Annotated in this window: 16 protein-coding genes; 7 read left to right on the top strand and 9 right to left on the bottom strand. The window is 70.1% G+C overall.

The window, feature by feature from the left end:
• Positions 1-64: 64 nt before the first annotated feature.
• On the bottom strand, positions 65-2,131 hold the full coding sequence (gene gyrB / locus BLW32_RS01420) for a DNA topoisomerase (ATP-hydrolyzing) subunit B (RefSeq protein WP_068740359.1): 2,067 nt from the start codon (positions 2,129-2,131) through the stop codon (positions 65-67).
• Positions 2,132-2,406: 275 nt separating this feature from the next.
• Here gyrB and BLW32_RS01415 point away from each other — a divergent pair, with 275 nt between their 5' ends.
• A complete protein-coding gene (locus BLW32_RS01415) occupies positions 2,407-2,862 on the top strand; it encodes a DUF6841 family protein (RefSeq protein ID WP_068740349.1) in 456 nt (151 codons plus the stop codon).
• On the opposite strand, the gene BLW32_RS01410 is transcribed toward BLW32_RS01415, so the two are convergent.
• The 7 genes from BLW32_RS01410 to dnaN all read right to left on the bottom strand — a co-directional run bounded on the left by BLW32_RS01410 (position 2,859) and on the right by dnaN (position 11,132).
• Positions 2,859-3,401 (bottom strand): DUF721 family protein, encoded by a 543-nt coding sequence (locus tag BLW32_RS01410; RefSeq protein ID WP_068740347.1) that lies wholly within the window; start codon positions 3,399-3,401, stop codon positions 2,859-2,861. The two genes, BLW32_RS01415 and BLW32_RS01410, sit on opposite strands and share 4 nt — an antisense overlap.
• A gap of 72 nt (positions 3,402-3,473) precedes the next feature.
• On the bottom strand, positions 3,474-4,286 hold the full coding sequence (locus BLW32_RS01405) for a hypothetical protein (protein WP_139286009.1): 813 nt from the start codon (positions 4,284-4,286) through the stop codon (positions 3,474-3,476).
• Between the two features lie 363 nt (positions 4,287-4,649).
• On the bottom strand, positions 4,650-6,413 hold the full coding sequence (locus BLW32_RS01400) for an MFS transporter (RefSeq protein WP_139286008.1): 1,764 nt from the start codon (positions 6,411-6,413) through the stop codon (positions 4,650-4,652).
• Between the two features lies 1 nt (position 6,414).
• Positions 6,415-7,734, bottom strand: a complete 1,320-nt coding sequence (locus BLW32_RS01395) for a glycosyltransferase (RefSeq protein WP_068740341.1) — start codon at positions 7,732-7,734, stop codon at positions 6,415-6,417.
• Between the two features lie 91 nt (positions 7,735-7,825).
• Complete coding sequence (gene recF / locus BLW32_RS01390; protein WP_068526260.1) at positions 7,826-9,028, bottom strand: DNA replication/repair protein RecF; 1,203 nt, start codon at positions 9,026-9,028, stop codon at positions 7,826-7,828.
• Between the two features lie 18 nt (positions 9,029-9,046).
• Positions 9,047-9,931, bottom strand: coding sequence for a phosphogluconate dehydrogenase (NAD(+)-dependent, decarboxylating) (gene gnd / locus BLW32_RS01385; protein ID WP_068526259.1), 885 nt, complete (start codon positions 9,929-9,931; stop codon positions 9,047-9,049).
• A gap of 37 nt (positions 9,932-9,968) precedes the next feature.
• Positions 9,969-11,132, bottom strand: coding sequence for a DNA polymerase III subunit beta (gene dnaN, locus BLW32_RS01380; RefSeq protein ID WP_068526258.1), 1,164 nt, complete (start codon positions 11,130-11,132; stop codon positions 9,969-9,971).
• Between the two features lie 456 nt (positions 11,133-11,588).
• Here dnaN and BLW32_RS01375 point away from each other — a divergent pair, with 456 nt between their 5' ends.
• On the top strand, positions 11,589-12,470 hold the full coding sequence (locus tag BLW32_RS01375; protein WP_139286007.1) for a hypothetical protein: 882 nt from the start codon (positions 11,589-11,591) through the stop codon (positions 12,468-12,470).
• Positions 12,471-12,512: 42 nt separating this feature from the next.
• On the opposite strand, the gene dnaA is transcribed toward BLW32_RS01375, so the two are convergent.
• Positions 12,513-14,006, bottom strand: a complete 1,494-nt coding sequence (gene dnaA / locus BLW32_RS01370; RefSeq protein ID WP_068526314.1) for a chromosomal replication initiator protein DnaA — start codon at positions 14,004-14,006, stop codon at positions 12,513-12,515.
• 635 nt (positions 14,007-14,641) lie between these two features.
• On the opposite strand from dnaA, the gene rpmH reads away from it, so the two are divergent.
• The 5 genes from rpmH (at position 14,642) to BLW32_RS01345 (ending at position 17,400) form a co-directional block, all read left to right on the top strand.
• A complete protein-coding gene (gene rpmH, locus BLW32_RS01365) occupies positions 14,642-14,785 on the top strand; it encodes a 50S ribosomal protein L34 (RefSeq protein ID WP_068526256.1) in 144 nt (47 codons plus the stop codon).
• 47 nt (positions 14,786-14,832) lie between these two features.
• On the top strand, positions 14,833-15,276 hold the full coding sequence (rnpA, locus tag BLW32_RS01360) for a ribonuclease P protein component (protein ID WP_258794884.1): 444 nt from the start codon (positions 14,833-14,835) through the stop codon (positions 15,274-15,276).
• Between the two features lie 41 nt (positions 15,277-15,317).
• Complete coding sequence (gene yidD, locus BLW32_RS01355) at positions 15,318-15,533, top strand: membrane protein insertion efficiency factor YidD (RefSeq protein WP_068526313.1); 216 nt, start codon at positions 15,318-15,320, stop codon at positions 15,531-15,533.
• 107 nt (positions 15,534-15,640) lie between these two features.
• Complete coding sequence (gene yidC, locus BLW32_RS01350; protein WP_068526254.1) at positions 15,641-16,804, top strand: membrane protein insertase YidC; 1,164 nt, start codon at positions 15,641-15,643, stop codon at positions 16,802-16,804.
• Between the two features lie 47 nt (positions 16,805-16,851).
• On the top strand, positions 16,852-17,400 hold the full coding sequence (locus BLW32_RS01345; protein ID WP_068526253.1) for a Jag family protein: 549 nt from the start codon (positions 16,852-16,854) through the stop codon (positions 17,398-17,400).
• Positions 17,401-17,465 lie beyond the last annotated feature (65 nt).

Below are 17,465 nucleotides of genomic sequence, written 5' to 3'. Positions count from 1 at the left end.
GAGTCCTTCGAGTTCAAGCGGTTCGACGGTGCGCGGCGCGCCCGGCTCGCGGGCGCGCTCGCGGTCACACGTCGAGGAACCGCACGTCCTTGGCGTTGCGCGCGATGAACGAGCGGCGGGCCACCACGTCCTCGCCCATGAGGATCGAGAACAGCTCGTCGGCGGCGGCGGCATCGTCCAGGGTGACCTGCTTGAGCACGCGGACCGTCGGGTCCATCGTGGTCTCCCACAGCTCCTTGGCGTTCATCTCGCCGAGGCCCTTGTAGCGCTGGATGCCGTCGTCCTTGTTGATCTTCTTGCCGTTCTGCAGGCCGTCGGCCAGCAGCACGTCGCGCTCGTTGTCGCTGTAGGCGAACTCCGGGTCGGCGCCCTTCTGCCACTTGAGCTTGTAGAGCGGCGGCTGCGCGAGGTACACGTGGCCGTGCTCGACGAGCGGCCGCATGAAGCGGAACAGCAGGGTCAGCAGCAGGGTCGAGATGTGCTGGCCGTCGACGTCGGCGTCGGCCATGAGCACGATCTTCTTGTAGCGCAGTTTGGCGATGTCGAACTCGTCGTGGATGCCGGTGCCGAAAGCGGTGATGATCGACTGGACCTCGGTGTTCTTGAGCACCTTGTCGATCCGGGCCTTCTCGACGTTGATGATCTTGCCGCGGATGGGCAGGATCGCCTGGTACATCGAGTCGCGGCCGCTCTTGGCGGAGCCGCCGGCCGAGTCGCCCTCCACGATGTAGACCTCGCACTTGTCGGGGTCGTTGCTGCGGCAGTCGGCGAGCTTGCCGGGGAGGCCGCCGATGTCGGTGGCGCTCTTGCGGCGCACCAGCTCCCGCGCCTTGCGGGCGGCGAGGCGGGCCTGCGCGGAGGCGGCGGCCTTCTGCACGATGGTCTTGGCATCGGCCGGGTTCGAGTCGAACCAGAACTGCAGCTGCTCGCGGCAGACCTTCTGCACGAAGCTCTTGACCTCGGTGTTGCCGAGCTTGGTCTTGGTCTGGCCCTCGAACTGGGGCTCGGCGACCTTCACGGAGATGACCGCCGCGAGGCCCTCGCGGATGTCGTCGCCCGACAGCTCGCCGTCCTTCTCCTTGACCAGCTTCTTGTCCTTGGCGTAGGCCTTGACCACGCCGGTCAGCGCGGTGCGGAAGCCCTCCTCGTGGGTGCCGCCCTCGTGGGTGTTGATGGTGTTGGCGAAGGTGTGCACGGACTCCGAGTAGCCCGAGTTCCACTGCATCGCGATCTCGATCTCGTGGCCCTTCTCTTTGCCCTCGAAGGAGATGATCGAGCCGTGGATCGGCGACTTCGATGTGCGCGCGTTGATGTGCTTGACGTAGTCGACGAGGCCGTCCGGGTAGTGGAAGATGCGCTCGCGCTTCTTGGGCGCGACCTCGGCCAGCGCCGCGGCGACGTCGTCCTCGTGCGCCGACGGGGCCTCCTCCGTGATGGCCTCGTCGGGCACCTCGACGGCGACGGGTCGCTCGTCGGTGAGCGTGATCGTCAGGCCCTTGTTGAGGAAAGCCATCTCCTGCAGGCGGCGTGAGACGGTCTCGAAGTCGTAGTGCGTGGTCTCGGTGAAGACCTTCGGGTCGGCCCAGAACCGCACCGTCGTACCGGTGCGCTCGGTGGGCTCGCCCTTGATGAGGTCCTCGGCGACGGAGTCGCGCTTCTTGTCGTCCCAGTGGAAGTTCTGCTGCCAGTGGAAGCCGTCGACGTCGATCTCGACCTCGACGCGGCTCGACAGGGCGTTCACCACCGAGATGCCGACGCCGTGCAGGCCGCCGGAGACGGCGTAGGCGTCGGAGTCGAACTTGCCGCCGGCGTGCAGCGAGGTGAGCACCAGCTGGACGGTGGGGATGCCCTTCGCGTGCATCGCCACGGGGATGCCGCGGCCGTCGTCGATGACCTCGACGCCGCCGTCAGCCCGGAGCTTCACGTCGACCCGGGTGGCGTGGCCGGCCATGGCCTCGTCGACGGAGTTGTCGACGACCTCCCAGATCATGTGGTGCAAGCCGCGGGGTCCGGTCGTACCGATGTACATACCGGGGCGCTTGCGCACCGCCTCCAGGCCCTCGAGCTGCTTGATGGAATCCGCGCCGTACGAGCCCTTGGGCTTGTCCGCGTTGTTGTCAGCCGCCACGATGTGTTGGCGCTCCTTCGTCGAAACCACCGGGCGAACAGCCGTGAACTTCCGCCGGCCGCAGCCACCGCGATGGTGATCGGACAGCGCCCCGCGGAGACGGGGCGCTCTTGCCCTTCCAGTCTACTCCTCTTCACGACGATGAATGCGTTTGCCACGCCCTCATCGCGTCGCAGACGCGATCAACCTCGTTTCGGTCCGCTCAGTCCGAATCGCAATCCGACGCGCACACGGCGACGCTAGGGCATGAACCGGCATCCGATCGTAGAGTCGGAGGCATGGATCACGCCGAGATCGACGACTACCTCGCCCGGTACGCGCAGACGCTCACCCGGTTCGACGCGACGGCCGCCGCCGAGCTGTGGGCGGAGCCCGGCGTGATCGTCGACGATCGCTTCTCCGGGGTGCTCGACGACCGCACGTCGATGGCCCGCGGCCTCGAGCAGTCGTACCCGCTGTACCGCGCGCTGGGGCTGTCCACGGTCGACTACGAGCTCCTGAGCAGTACGTCCCTCACCGGTGCCATCGCGCTGCTCCACGTCCGCTGGCTGTTCCTCGACGCCGACGGCGCGCTGCTCACCGACAGCGTCGCGTACTACATCGTGCGCAAGGACGAGGACGGCCCGCACGCCTGCGTGTGCATCCAGGTCGACGATGCCGCCAAGCTCCAGGCGCTCGCCGCCGACCGCGGCATCGATCTGGCGGCGTTCCTCCCGGGCGAGCCGCCGGCCTAGCCGTAGGTGTCGCGCGGGCCGCGGCCCGGCACGTGCAGCGGCCCCTTCCGCCAGCTCGGCGCGCTGGGCCCGGTGATGTTGAGGGAGGTGACCACGCCCTGCCCGACGGCGGCGTTGATCTTCGCCAGCAGCTGGGATTGCATGAGGCGCAGCTGCGTGGCCCACGCGGTCGACTCGGCGCTGACGTAGAGCACCTTCTCCCGCAGGCTCACGGCGCTGGCGTGCGCGGCCACGTCGGCGCCGACGACGGATTCCCAGCAGCCGAGCACCGTTCCCTCGTTGACCTTCGTGTCCCAGCCACGGGCCTTCGCGATCCCGCCGATCAGCGAGCCGAACGCCTGGGGATCGCGGTTGTCCGGCGACGGTCCGCTCCACCGTTTCGAGCCGCGGCGCAGCCGCCGCACCCCGCCGGTCATCGGTTCGGAGCGGCCCTGGCCGACGGATTTGCCCGCCGCCTTCGCCGCCGCGCGTGCCTCCTCGAGGGCGCGCCGCGCGATGTCGGATCCGTGCAGCGGCCCGTCGTCCTTCGGTCCCGTCATCACGCCTCCTCACGCCCGCGACTCTGTCATCACCAGGCTACTCACCCGCACCGACAGCGTTCGCGGCCACGATCACGGTCCGTCGAAGACGTCGGGCGCGGCGAGACGGTCCAGTGCGCGCCGGCCGCGCTCCTCGTCCCAGTCCTCCCCGTCCGACGGTGTCGCCGCCCCGTCGGCGAGGAGGGCGTACCCGAGTCCCGGACGGGCGGGGGCGGCGCCGGTGTGCCCGCCCACGACGTACCCGCGCATCAGCGCCAGGCCGACCGTGGCGAGCTCGCGATACTCGACGGTGCTGGAGAATCCGAAGAGCTCGAAGAGTCGCCGGTAGTCGTCCTCCAGGCGGGACACCACGGCGTCCTCAGCGCGGTCGACGGCAGCCACCACGCGATCCCGTTGCGGCCCCGCGGGCAGCGACGGAACGACCATCGCCAGCGTCAGGTACAGCCGCCAGCGCCGGTCCTCCTCGCGGTCGGCGAGCAGGTCGTCGTCCGCGGACGCCGCGACCGCGCGCAGGAGGGCGGACCGGCGGTCGCCGACCGTCCGCAGGCTCCGGGGATCGGCACCGACGGCCTCCCGGACCACCGTCGTGGCTCGGGCGCCGCGGGTCGAGGCGATCGGTAGGGCGGGCTCGGCGAGCGCGGCGAGGACATCGGCGAGGAAGTCCTCCCGCTGCGGCCAGCACCTGTAGGCGGCCGTCCGGGAGACGTCGGCGTCGCGGACCACGTCTTCGAGCCGTATGTGCTCGAGTCCCGTCCCCAGGCCCTCCGCCACGACGCGCTCCACGGCGCTGTCCAGGACGCGGCGCCGGGTCTCGGCGAGTGCCAGCCGCGGCCTTCTCGGGGTTGTCCCCGATTTTGGTACTCGGGGTTCCACACTGTCGGTCACGGATCTATGGTACGTGGTGTACCAACTTGGTACTCGGAGTTCCAAAGGAGAAGGACATGACCCAGCAGACACTCGGGCGCACGGAGACGGCACCGTCGAACGGCACCCGCCGCACCCTCGTCGCCTACGGTCTCGGCGCGCTCGCCACCGCCGCCGGGCTCGGCTACGCCCTCGCCGATCAGCTCGCGCTCGGCGGGCTGGACCGGCACCTGCACGCGCTCTACGACCCCGTCGGGAGGTACGGCGAGGCGGGACCGCTCTACGGCTACGTGTACGCCGTCGGCGTGCTCGGCCTGCTGTGCTGGTGGGCCAACCTGCGCCTGGTCCGCCGCGGCATCGGGGCCGCGCGCCGTTGGGGCTGGGTCACCCTCGCGGCGGCGACGCTCCCGGTGCTCGCGCCCCTGGTGCTGCAGGAGTACGGGCGGCCGGTGATCCCGCTGTCGCTCGCGGCCGGCTACCTGGTGGCGTGGCTGTGCGGACTGGCGGGACTCCTCGTCGGGCGGGGCCGGGCGGCAGTGTGATCGGTTCCGTCACGGCTTCCCCGGCACGGGCCAGCAGCTCCCGCACGCTGACCTGCTCGCTCTCGGCGGTCCGACGGTGCCGCGACGCCGGCCGGGTACGCAGGAAGACCGCGACCACGACACACGCGACGGCACCGACGCCCGCGGCGACGAGGTTGGCCGACTGCATCGCGGAGACGAAGGCCTGTTGCACGGTGTGCCCGAGCGCGGGCTGCAGTTCCGGCGGCGCTGCGGCGACCGCCCGGATGCCGCCGATGACGGACGATTCCGCCTCGGCCCGGGCATCGGGCGCCAGCGGCAGCCGCGCGACGTCCTCGGTGACCTTCGCGGAGTACAGGTGCGCGACCACCGACCCCAGGATCGCGACCCCCAGCGCGCCGCCCACCTCGCGGGTGGTGTCGTTCACCGCCGAACCGGCACCGGCTTCGCCCGACGGGACGGAGGTCATCACCGAGGTGGTGGCGGGGCCCTGGAGCAGGCCGAGGCCGACGGCGATGACGGACATCGCGGGCAGGATCTGCGTGAGGTAGTCGGCGGATTCGGTGAGCCGCGCGGTGAGCACGAAGCCGGCGGCCATGATCGCGAGACCCAGCGCGATCGTGAACCTCATGCGCCGCTCCGTGTTCGCCAGCGCCGCGAGCGGCGTCACCGCGACGGCCGCCAGCGCGAACGGGATCACGCGCACCGCGGTCTCGAGCGGCCCGTACCCGAGCACGGCCTGGAAGTACATGATCGTGATGAAGACGAAGCCGAGCAGGCAGAAGAAGCCGGCGCAGATCGCGAAGGAACCCATCGCGAAGCCGCGCGAACGGAAGAGCGTCACGTCGAGCACCGGGTTGCGGTGCCGCCGCTCGTACAGAACGAAGGCGAGCAGGAAGACCGCGGCGCCGACCAGCGCGCCGACCACGGGTGCGCTGCCCCAGCCGAAGTTCGGCGCCTCGATCAGGGCCCACACCAGCAGGGTGATCCCGGAGATCGACAGCAGCACGCCGAGGAGGTCGAAGGACGGGCGCTCCGAGCCGAACGACTCCGGGACCAGGGCGAGGCAGCCGACGATCGCGACGATCGAGATCGGCACGTTGATCCAGAACACCGACGACCACGCGAAGTGCTCGACGAGGTAGCCGCCGACCACGGGACCGATCGCGATCGAGGCACCGGCCGCGGCGGACCACACGGCGATCGCCTTCGTCCGCTCCTCCTTCTCCGGGAACAGATCCGAGATGACGGCGAGCGTGGCGGGGAAGATGAACGCGGCAGCGGCGCCCAGCGCGGCGCGCGCCGTGATGAGCTCCGCGAGGGACGTGGACCGCGTGGCCAGCACGGAGATCGCGACGAAGCACAGCAGTCCGGCGATGAGCACCTTCCGGCGACCGAGGCGGTCGCCGAGGTACCCCGTCGCGAGCAGCAGCCCGGCGAACACCAGGGTGTACGAGTCGACGATCCACTGCAGGGCGCTCATCCCGCCGCCGAACTCCTCGCTCAGCGTCGGGAGGGCGATCGTGACGATGCTGTTGTCCATGCCGGTCATCAGCACGGCGATGCACAGGGTGCCGAGCGAGATCCAGCGCGTCGCGCCGGACCGCCCTCCGGCGGAGCCGGTCATGTCAGCGGCCGGGGGCCGCGGTGCCGGCACCGTCGACCTCGGCGAGGAAGGCGTCGAACGCGGCCAGGAACTCGTCGCGCCCACCCAGGTCCGCGGCCGCGATCGCGCTTGTGCGCCGGGCTCCGTCGACGACCCGCTCGTCCCGCACGAGCCGCAGCACGCCCTCGGCGATGGTCCGCGCGGTCATCCGGCGGCGGGGCAGGATCGCCCCGGCCTCGACGGCCTCGATCCGGCGTCCCCAGAAGTGCTGGTCGAAGGCCTGGCTGCACACCAGCGACGGCCGGCCCGAGGCGGCGGCGATCGCGGTCGTGCCGGCCCCACCGTGGTGCACGAGGGCGGCGCACCGCGGGAAGACGGTGTCGTGGTCGACGTCGGGCACGATCAACAGGTCCGCGGTATGGACGACCTCGTCGCGGGTCCTGGCCGACCAGCCCGGCACCGCGAGGACGCGAAGGCCGTTGGGCCCCAGGATCTCGGCGAGGCCGCCGACGACCCCGTCGAAGTCGACGACCGGCATGCTGCCGAATCCCACGTAGACCACCGGGCGGTCGTCCTCCGCGAGCCAGGATTCGATCATCGCGTCGCGCTCGGAACGATCCGCCGGCCGGCCCTCGATGCGGATGAAGCCGATCCGGGGGTGCCGCGCGTCCTCGCGTGAGCGCGGCGGCACCAGCGCGCGGCCGAAGGCCTCGACGCGCAGGATGTCGCGACCCTCGAGCACCGACCGCGGATTGATCACGCGCCGCGGGTAGTCGACCCGCTTCGCCAGCTCGACGGTCTTGCCGAAGATGCTCAGCGCCCAGCCGATGTTGAAGATCCGGTAGGTCAGCGGCAGGAGCACCGGGATCCGCGCGGTGACATCCTGCAGGCGGGGCCCGAGCAACGGGTTCGGAACGGTGCTGTGCACGTCGCCCGGGAAGTACTCGACCATGACGAGGGGCACGCCCTCGCGGTGCGTGACCAGCGCGGCCCGCTCCTCGATGATCCGGGTGCTGATGACGCAGTCGACGTCCTGGCACAGGGCCGCGAGCCGGGTGTCGAACTCGTCCGCGTGCGAGTCGGCGAGCTTGCCGACCTCGCGCAGCTGGGTGGTGGTGCTCGCGCCGAAGAACTTCTCCTGGCCGACGGGCGACTGCAGGAACTCCTTGAGGTTCAGCGTCGTCAGGATGTGCGGCTCGAAGCCGTGCGAGGCCACGTGCTCCTGGGATTCGACGGTGCACCCGATCCGCACGTCGTCGCCGCGTTCCCGGAGTACGCCGGCCACGGCCAGCAGCGGACTGATGTCGCCGCGCGAACCCATGCATGCGATCGCGATGCGCACCGCTCACCCCTTCCGACCATGTCACTGACACGCCGTTATCAATAATCGTTCCCATTTGGGGACGAACAGTGGAACTGTACGCGGCAGGGGTCTACACCGCAGGAGACGGCCCCGGACCGCCCGATTCCGCCTCGGCCAGGCGGGAGACCCGGGCGTCGGCGGGACCGTCGACGGTGACCTGGAAGGTCGCGGCCCGCAGCGCGGGCGGCAGGTCCTCGGGAACGGCGGCGGTGACGATCACCTGTTCCGTGCCGGCGGCCACTTCGGCGAGCGCGGTGCGGCGCTTCGCGTCGAGCTCTGCGAAGACGTCGTCCAGCAGGAGCACCGGCTCGGAGCCGCCGGCTCGCAGCAACTCGAGGGAGGCGAGCCGCAGCGCCAATGCGTACGACCAGGATTCGCCGTGCGAGGCGAAGCCCTTGGCCGGCTCGTTCCCGAGCCGCAGGTCGAGGTCGTCGCGGTGCGGGCCGACCAGGCAGACGCCGCGCTCGATCTCGCGCTGTCGGGCGGCCGCGAGGCCGCTCCGGAGGAGCTGCTCCAGCTCGGCGACCGATGCCGCGGCGGGGTCACCGTCGAAGCCCTCGAACAGGGAGCTGGTGTATGCGACGGTGGCGGCGCGCGAGTGCGGCGCGAGCGCCGCGTAGGCCACGGTGAGGTGCGGCGCGAGGGACGAGACCACCTCGAGCCGCGCGGCGAGCACCTCGGCGCCGAACCGGGCCAGCTGTTCGTCCCAGACGTCGAGCGTCGACAGCATCGAGTCGGCGTCGGGACCGCCGCGGCGGGCGGCCGCGTAGGCGGTCTTGAGCAGCGCGGTGCGCTGCTTGAGCACCCGCTCGTAGTCGGCCTTCTCGGCGGCGATCCGGGGCGTGCGCAGGATCGCGAGGTCGTCGAGGAAGCGTCGGCGACCGCCCGGCTCGCCGCGGACCAGTGCCAGGTCCTCGGGGGCGAAGAGCACGGACTGCAGGATGCCGAGGAGCTCACGCGGCCGGCGGCAGGGCGCGGTGTTGATGCGCGCCTTGTTCGCCCGGCCGGCGACGATGTCGATCTCCGCCGTCAGCTCGCGACCGGCGTTGTGCACCGTCGCCGCGACGGACGCGCTCTCGGCGCCGACGCGGATGAGCGGCTGGTCCGTGGCCACCCGGTGCGACCCCAGGGTGGCGAGGTAGTTGAGCGCCTCGACGAGGTTGGTCTTCCCGAAGCCGTTGCGGCCCACGAGGACGCTGACGCCCGGCTCCAGGTCGACGGTGACGTCGTCCCAGGACCGGAAGTCGTGCAGGGTGAGCCGGCGGACGTACAAAGGAGCAGTCGGCCCCGGTCAGTCCGCGCGTCGCACGGCGTGCCCGCCGAACTGGTTGCGCAGCGCGGACACGGCCTTCATGGTGTCCGAATCGTCCTGCCGCGACTGGAATCGCGCGAACAGGGCCGCGGCGATCACGGGCGCCGGCACGGAGTGGCGGATGGCCTCCTCGACGGTCCATCGCCCCTCGCCGGAATCCTCGGTGTAGCCGGTGATCTCCTGCAGGCCCGGGTCCTCCTCGAGCGCCTTGACGAGGAGGTCCAGCAGCCAGGACCGCACGACGGTGCCCTTGCTCCAGGCCCGCAGCGTGCCGGCGACGTTCTCGATGAGCGGCTCCGCCTCGAGCAGGTCGTAACCCTCGCCGTAGGCCTGCATGAGGCCGTACTCGATGCCGTTGTGGATCATCTTGGCGTAGTGGCCCGCACCGACGGGCCCGCTGTGGGCGAATCCGTCCTCGCGCTCGCCCTCGGGCCGCAGCGCGTCGAAGATCGGCATGGCGCGCTCGACGTCGGCGTCCGAGCCGCCGACCATCAGGCCGTAGCCGTTCTCGAGGCCCCACACGCCGCCGGAGACGCCGCAGTCGAGGTAGCCGATTCCCTTGGAGGAGAGCAGTTCCGCGTTGACCTGATCGTCGGTGTAGCGCGAGTTGCCGCCGTCGATCACGAGGTCACCGGGCTCGAGGATGTCGGCGAGCTTGCGCACGGTCTCGCGGGTGATGTCCCCGGCCGGGACCATGACCCACAGCGTGCGGGGCGCCGCCAACGACTGCGCGAGCGCCTCCAGCGAGGGCACGTCGGTGACCTCGGGGCGGGGGTCGTAGCCGATCACCTCATGGCCGGCGTTGCGGATCCGCTGGCGCATGTTCGCGCCCATCTTGCCCAGACCGATCAGACCCAACTGCATGTTCGCGGCACCCTTCCGTGCGGAGACGACGGTTCGATCAGCCGGGCAGGCGCACCGGCATGAGCAGGTACGTGTACGGGCTCTGCGGCGCGGGGAACGCGCCGGAGTCGTCCGGCTCGTAGCCATTCTCCACCGCGGGGCGCAGCACCGCAGGCCGACTGGGCGTGGTGAATCCGAAGGTCACCGACTCGGTGTGGATCGCGGCCAGGCCGTCGAGCAGGTAGCCCGGATTGAAGGCGATGGTGAGCGCCTCGCCCTGGAAGTCGGCGGGCAGCTCCTCCTCGGCCTTGCCCGCGTCGTCGCCGCCGGCGGAGAGCCGCAGCGTGCCGTCGGCGAACTCCATCCGGACCTGCGCACCGCGATCGGCGACGAGCGCCACGCGCTTGATGGCCTCGAGCAGGGGCGCGATCTCCATGGTGGCGAGGGCCGTGTGCGAGGCCGGCAGCAGCTGCCGGAACTTCGGGAAGTCCGCGTCGAGCAGGCGGGTCGTAGTACGACGGTCCGCGCCCACCACGCCGAGCAGGCCGTCGGCGCCGACGGCGGAGCCCGCGCCCAGCGCGATGCCGACCTCGGGGTCCACGGCGAAGGTCTTCGCGGCCTCGGACAGGGTCTTCGCCGGCACCAGGACGGCGGCCTTGACGTCCGACGAGGCGGGCTGCCAGTCGAACTCGCGCACCGCGAGCCGGAACCGGTCGGTCGCGGCCAGCACGACCCGCTCGCCCTCGATCTCGACGCGGATGCCGGTGAGCATCGGCAGCGTGTCGTCCTTGCCCGCGGCGATCGCGACCTGCGCGATGGCCTCGGCGAAGGTGCCGCGCTCGATGGCGCCGGTCTGCTGCGGCAGCTCGGGCAGCTGCGGGTAGTCCTCGACGGGCATCGTGGGCAGCGAGAACTTCGCGCTGCCGCAGGTGATCGCGACGCGGGTGGTGTCGAGCTGCACGTCGACGGGCTTGTTCGGCAGCGCCTTCGTGATGTCCGCGAGCAGGCGGCCGGAGACCAGCGCCTGGCCCTCGTCCGCGACCTCGGCGCCGACGCGCACCTGGGCCGAGACCTCGTAGTCGAATCCCGAGACGGTCAGGCCGTCGTCACCCGCGCTGAGCAGGACGCCGCCGAGAACCGGCACCGGGGGGCGTGACGGCAGGCTGCGCGCCACCCACGCGACGGATTCGGCGAACTCCTCGTGCGGGACGCGAAACTTCATGCCGACGGGGCCTTTCGGTGGGGGTCGTTCGGGTACGGCGTGGCGGGCACGACCGTGAGGTCTTCGATGCTATAGGAGCCGGACTGATCCGGTGGCGTTCAGGTGGCCGCTGGCCCGAACTTCGGGTTCGGCGGAGCGGAGCACGCCGGACCTTCACTCACCCTCTTTTCAAAAGAAGGATCTAGAGAAGAAATATGTCATCGTCATAAGCCCTGTGGACTATGTGGAAACTCGCCGTCGGCGCAGCGCGGGTGGCGTGTCGGGGTGTTGACGACGCGCCGCAGGGATTGTGGAACTACATCCGTGTGATTGGTGAGGAACCCCGCCTGTGGAAACCTGTGGATGAACTCTCCCCAGGTCACTCCTGGGATTTCGGGGATCTATCCACAGGCTGTGTGCAATACCGGTGAGTAACTCACAGTTCGCGAGCGGGCGCGCGGCGCGTACGGTGTGACCATGGGATATCCGGATCCGCAGCACCCTGGAGAGCACCCGGGCGGCCAGAACTACCCCGTCGGCCCCGGCACGCCGAATGTGCCGAAACCGACACGGGAATACGAGCGGCCCGGCGATCCGGGCCCGCCCGCGGGGCCGCCGGCACCCGTCGGCGGACCCACCGGAGCCTCCGGACCGGGACCCGCGGGCCCCGTCGGGCCGGGCCCGCAGGACCCGCCCACGCAGGCGTACGACGGTGGCTATCAGCTCGGCTACGCGCCGGGCGCCTACGGCGATCAGTACGGCCAGTACGGTGCCCAGCCGCCGCAGGGCCCTCCCCCCGGCCCCGGCGGCCCGGGCGGTGGCTCCGGTGGCGACGGAGGCGGCTCCGGAGGCAATCGGAAGATGCTCTGGATCGCCGCCGCGGCGGTGGTCTTCGTGCTCGTTCTCGCGGTGATCGTCGCCCTCGTGGCAACCAGCGGCTCTCCGGAGAACACGGCGTCCTCGCAGACGACCACGACCGCTCCCCCGACGACGACCACTACGAGCGGCCGGTCGGGCGGCATCACGCTGCCCAGCGGCGTCCCGTCGGGCATCTCGATCCCGCCCATCTTCGGCGGCGGGTCGAGCACGGGCCCGGACGCGCGTCAGTGGCGCGTCGAGGTCACGGGCAGCGGCTCGGCGCAGTTGGTGACGGTCGGCGTGCCCGATACGAATCTGTTCGGCTCGCAGCCGCTTCCGTGGTCCAAGCAGTTCACCTCGGACTCGTTCATGGTGACGGTGACGGTGCTCGGCTACACGGGCGATGTGGGCTGCTCGATCACGCGCAACGGCAAGGTGGTGTCGGAGGAGAGCAGCACTGACGGCAGCGGCGGCCCGCTGATCTGCTCGGCCGGCCGCTGACCGCCGCGGCCCGGGTTCCCGCGGGAGTACCGGGCCGGGCGGCTACTGGCTGCGGCGCTTGATGCGGGTCGTGAGCTCCTGCACCTGGTCGTAGACCCGGCGCCGCTCGGGCATCTCCTTGCGGATCTTCCGCTCGGCGTACATGACCGTGGTGTGGTCGCGGTCGAAGATCTGGCCGATCTTCGGCAGCGACAGCTCCGTGAGCTCGCGGCAGAGGTACATCGCGATCTGCCGCGCGTGCGTCACCGCCCGGGCGCGCTCGGTGCCCTTGAGGTCGGCGACGGAGATCTCGAAGTACTCCGCCACCACGGAAAGAATGGTGCTGGAGGAGATCTCGATGGTCGTGGTGTCCGGTACCAGGTCGCGCAGCACCATCTCGGCGAGCTCGTAGGTCACGTCGGTCTGGGTCAGCGAGGCGAACGCGGTCACGCGGATCAACGCGCCCTCGAGTTCGCGGATGTTGCGGTCGATGCGCGTCGCGATGAGCTCCAGCACGTCCGGCGGCACGTGGATCCGCTCCATCTGCGCCTTCTTGAGCAGGATCGCCATGCGGATCTCCAGCTCGGGCGGCTGCACGTCGGTGATCAGGCCCCACTCGAACCGCGTGCGCAGCCGATCCTCCAGCGTCGCCAGCTGTTTCGGCGGGCGGTCGGAGGAGACCACGATCTGCTTGTTCGCGTTGTGCAGGGTGTTGAACGTGTGGAAGAACTCCTCCTGGATGCCCAGCTTCCCCTCGAGGAACTGGATGTCGTCCACCAGCAGGATGTCCACGTCGCGGTAGCGCTGCTTGAACTGGACCTGCCGGTCGTCCTTGAGCGAGTTGATGAAGTCGTTCGTGAACTCCTCCGTGGACACGTACTTCACGCGCATCCCGGGGAAGAGCCGGCGGGCGTAGTGGCCCGCGGCGTGCAGCAAGTGGGTCTTGCCGAGCCCGGACTCGCCCCAGATGAAGAGCGGGTTGTAGGCGCGGGCCGGCGCCTCCGCGACCGCGAAGGCCGCGGCGTGCGCGAAGCGATTCGAGGCGCCGATGACGAAGGTCTCGAAGGTGTACTTCTGGTTCAGGCTCGAGCCCGACGATCCGGTCATCGCCGTGCCGTTGGCGGCCGGCCCGGTCATCGGCGGGGGCAGCTGGACCGACGGTGACGGTGCGCCCGGCATCCCCGCCGCGATCTCGCTCACGGGCACCGTCAGATCCGCCGTACTGGGGCCCGAGGGGCCCTCGGCGGGAGCCGCGACGACGGGCGCGGCGGGTGCGGCCGGGGGCGTGGCGTCGGGCGAGATGCGGACTCCGAGCTCCACGTCCTGGCCCAGGCGGGTGGTGAGGGCGGCGACGAGCGGCTCGCGGAGGCTGCGCTCGATCGCGTCCTTCATGAGCTGGGAGGGCACGGCCACGAGCGCGAAGCCCTCGGTCAGCGTGAGCGGCTGGACCAGCTTCAGCCAGGCCTTCTCCTGCTTGGTGAGGGTGCGATCGGTGTTGTCTCCGCAGAGCTCGTCGACCACGGCGGTCCACGTCTCGATCAGCGGATCAACGGTCATCAGGTCCTCCACACCGGGTTTGAAAGCCTTCGGTCTCCGGCTTCCGACCGGCGTACTCGTTCACACGTCCAACGTCGAGCTGTGCATGATTGCACCCCGCTCGACCTGCGCATGAACTGTACTCCACAGGTTCATCCACAGGTGTGGAGGACTGGGAGTACAGGTGTAGTCAGCCGTTGGCTTCGGCTGTGAATGACGTGGTCGCAGGACTGCGGGGTCAGCGCTCGGGTGGCACCGGATTACGGCGCAGCACCGAGCCCGCTACACGCCCGGTGCCGGTCGGCCCGAAGCTGCCGTGCTCGGGGTCCACGGAGCGCCGTGGCCGTGCTCAGCAATCGCATTCGGCAAAGTTAACAGAGTGGAGCGCGGTCCTCAACACAACGCACATTCCCGCAGGATGCGGTGGGATGTCGGGAGCGCTCGGCGTGTCGCCGGTGGGCGATTGTGACGCTTGTCACGCGGCCTCGCGGGCGCCGGTTTGACCTTGTCAGTGGGGATAAGTAGTCTTGACCGGTCTGTGCGCACGCCGATCCGTCGGGCGAGTTCGACCTCAAGTCGAGCTTCACGTGCCGCCGAGAAGTTTCCATCCATCGAGACGACGCACGAGCGCCGTCCACTGAACAAGGAGTGTCACCGTGGCCAAGGGCAAGCGGACGTTCCAGCCGAACAACCGTCGCCGCGCGCGGGTGCACGGCTTCCGTCTCCGTATGCGCACCCGTGCCGGGCGCGCGATCGTCTCTGCGCGTCGGACCAAGGGCCGCGCGAAGCTGACGGCCTGATTTTCGCTCTCGCATAGCGCCACCGCGTTCCGGTCCGCCCGGTCGCGGTGGCGCTGTTGCAAAGGCGATGGAGAAGGCAGACCACTGACGTGTTACCCGCCCGCTACCGCATGAGCTCGTCGCGCGATTTCGCCGCGGCGGTCAAAGGTGGCAGGCGCGTGGGTCGCCGCTCCATCGTGGTGCACGTGGCGATGACGACGGACCCGAGCCCGGTCCCCGCTTCCGAGGGGGGACCGGGCCTCGTCGTGTCCGCGGCGGATCCCGTGACGCCGGCGCCGCGCGTGGGTCTGGTCGTCTCGAAAGCCGTGGGTAACGCGGTGATTCGGCACGCCGTCGCGCGCCGACTGCGCGCTGCGGTCGCCTCGGTGGCCGGCGAGTTGGACGATGGCGCGCTGGTGGTGGTCCGCGCGCTGCGGGCCGCGGCGGACGACGACGCGAACGAGCTGACGGCGCAACTGCGTTCGGGCCTGATGAAGCTGGGTGCGCTGTGATCGAGGAGCAGCGGCCGAGCGCCGGGAGCAGGCTGCGGGCGATGCCTCGGCGGGCATTGATCTCTCTGGTGCAGGTGTACCGGACGTGGATCTCCCCCGTGCGGCCGCCCACCTGCCGATTCACCCCCACCTGCAGCGAGTATGCGGTCGAAGCACTTTCGGCGCACGGCGCGGTGAAGGGTGTGTACCTCAGTACCATTCGGCTGCTCAAGTGCGGTCCGTGGCACCGCGGCGGCTGGGACCCCGTTCCCGAATAGCCGCAGCCGCCAGCGGCTTCCACCACCCGATGCGCGAATGACCGCGCCCACGAACCTGTTCGAAATAGATCGGCAAGGAGCACCGCCCCGTGTCAAGTTTCAATCCGATGTCCTTGGACTACGTGTACTACCCGGTGTCGGGCATCATGTGGGTCTGGCACAAGGTCTTCTCCTTCGTGCCCGGCCTCGGCCCCGACAGTGGGATCACGTGGGCCCTCTCCGTGATCTTCCTGGTGCTCACCCTGCGCGCCATCCTGTACAAGCCGTTTGTCCGCCAGATCAGGACGACCAGGCAGATGCAGGAGTTCCAGCCGCAGATGCAGGCGCTGCGGAAGAAGTACGGCAAGGACCGGCAGAAGCTGGCCCTGGAGATGCAGAAGCTGCAGAAGGAGCACGGCTTCAACCCGCTCCTCGGCTGCCTCCCCGCGCTGCTGCAGGTGCCGGTGTTCATCGGCCTGTTCCACGTGCTGCGCTCGTTCAACCGGATGAGCGGCGGGACCGCGCAGATGTTCGGCTCGCCGGACATGAACGCCTACGAGACCCGGCACACCGCGAACTACTTCTTCTCCGCCACCGACGTGCAGAGCTTCCTCGACGCGCGCCTCTTCGGCGTGCCGCTCTCGTCGTACGTCCAGGAGCCCGTCGCGCAGTTCCAGGCCTTCATGCCGGTGAGCCCGCCGGACGCGAACGGCGTGATCGCCTACATCGAGCCGAACTTCGAGAAGTGGTGGATCATCGCCCTCTCGGTGCCGCTGATGATCGTCGCGGCGCTGGCCACGCACTTCAACTCGCGCGCCTCCATCGCCCGCCAGCCCGTCGCCTCGCTGGACAACCCGCAGACGGCCATCATGAACCGCCTCATGCTGTGGGTCTTCCCCATCGGCGTGCTGGTCGGTGGCTTCTTCCTGCCGGTCGCCATCCTGATCTACTGGGTCACCCAGAACATCTGGACGTACTGCCAGCAGCACATCGTCTTCGGCAAGCTCGACAAGGAGGACGAGGAGAAGAAGCGGCTGGCGCAGGAGAAGCGCGCCGAGAACGCTCCCAAGCCCGGCGCGAAGCCCAAGAAGGGCGGCGCGGCGACGTCCCTGACGAAGGCCGCGGAGACGGTGGCTGACGACGCCGAGGGTACGGCTGCTGAGGCTGCGGATGCGGCACCGTCGAAGCCGACTCCCGGTGCCAAGCCGAAGCCTCAGCACCCCTCCGCGAACGCCCGGCAGCAGCAGCGCAATCAGCAGCAGCGCAACCGGAACAAGAAGCGCAAGCGCTGAGCGCCGCGCCCACGAACCCCTGATGATCGAATTCCCAAGGAGTACCCATGCCTGACGACGTGACCGTCGAGGAGGAGCAGACCGTGACCGAGGCTCCCGCCGAGGCCCCGGCCGAGAGCCCCGCGGACGAGGACGACGAGCTGGTCGAGGAGGGCGAGATCGCCGCCGACTACCTCGAGCAGCTGCTCGACATCCTCGACTTCGACGGCGACATCGACCTCGACGTGGAGGGCGGCCGCGCCATCGTCGCGATCGACGGCGGCGAGGATCTCGCGAAGCTGGTCGGCCAGCGGGGCGAGGTCCTGGATGCGCTGCAGGAGCTGACCCGCCTCGCGGTGCAGCAGTCCACCGGAGATCGCAGCCGCCTCATGCTCGACGTCGCCGGCTGGCGCGCGAGCCGGCGCACCCGCCTCTCGGGCCTCGGTGCCGAGGTCGCGCAGCGGGTCGCGGAGTCCGGTGAGAAGGAGTCGCTCAAGCCGATGACGCCGTTCGAGCGGAAGATCGTCCACGACGCCGTCGCCAAGGTCGACGGTGTGCGCTCGGAGAGCGAGGGCGCGGAGCCGAACCGTCGCGTCGTGGTGCTCCCCAACGCCTAGACTGGACGTAGGTGAACGATGGGTCCCGGGCCGTGCGCCTGGGGCCCATCGTCGTTTTCGGGCAG

The organism is Tsukamurella tyrosinosolvens (assembly GCF_900104775.1).
GTDB classification, from domain to species: domain Bacteria; phylum Actinomycetota; class Actinomycetes; order Mycobacteriales; family Mycobacteriaceae; genus Tsukamurella; species Tsukamurella tyrosinosolvens.
The sequence above is the reverse complement of the archived record's forward strand: the minus strand, read 5'-3'. Positions and strand labels throughout refer to the sequence as shown.

Excerpts from the sequence above, each read along its gene's own strand:
- BLW32_RS01415 (WP_068740349.1), top strand. The coding sequence starts at position 2,407 with ATGGATCACGCCGAGATCGACGACTACCTCGCCCGGTACGCGCAGACG.
- BLW32_RS01410 (WP_068740347.1), bottom strand. The coding sequence starts at position 3,401 with ATGACGGGACCGAAGGACGACGGGCCGCTGCACGGATCCGACATCGCG.
- BLW32_RS01400 (WP_139286008.1), bottom strand. The coding sequence starts at position 6,413 with ATGACCGGCTCCGCCGGAGGGCGGTCCGGCGCGACGCGCTGGATCTCG.
- gnd (WP_068526259.1), bottom strand. The coding sequence starts at position 9,931 with ATGCAGTTGGGTCTGATCGGTCTGGGCAAGATGGGCGCGAACATGCGC.
- dnaN (WP_068526258.1), bottom strand. The coding sequence starts at position 11,132 with ATGAAGTTTCGCGTCCCGCACGAGGAGTTCGCCGAATCCGTCGCGTGG.
- BLW32_RS01375 (WP_139286007.1), top strand. The coding sequence starts at position 11,589 with ATGGGATATCCGGATCCGCAGCACCCTGGAGAGCACCCGGGCGGCCAG.
- dnaA (WP_068526314.1), bottom strand. The coding sequence starts at position 14,006 with ATGACCGTTGATCCGCTGATCGAGACGTGGACCGCCGTGGTCGACGAG.
- yidD (WP_068526313.1), top strand. The coding sequence starts at position 15,318 with ATGCCTCGGCGGGCATTGATCTCTCTGGTGCAGGTGTACCGGACGTGG.
- yidC (WP_068526254.1), top strand. The coding sequence starts at position 15,641 with ATGTCCTTGGACTACGTGTACTACCCGGTGTCGGGCATCATGTGGGTC.
- BLW32_RS01345 (WP_068526253.1), top strand. The coding sequence starts at position 16,852 with ATGCCTGACGACGTGACCGTCGAGGAGGAGCAGACCGTGACCGAGGCT.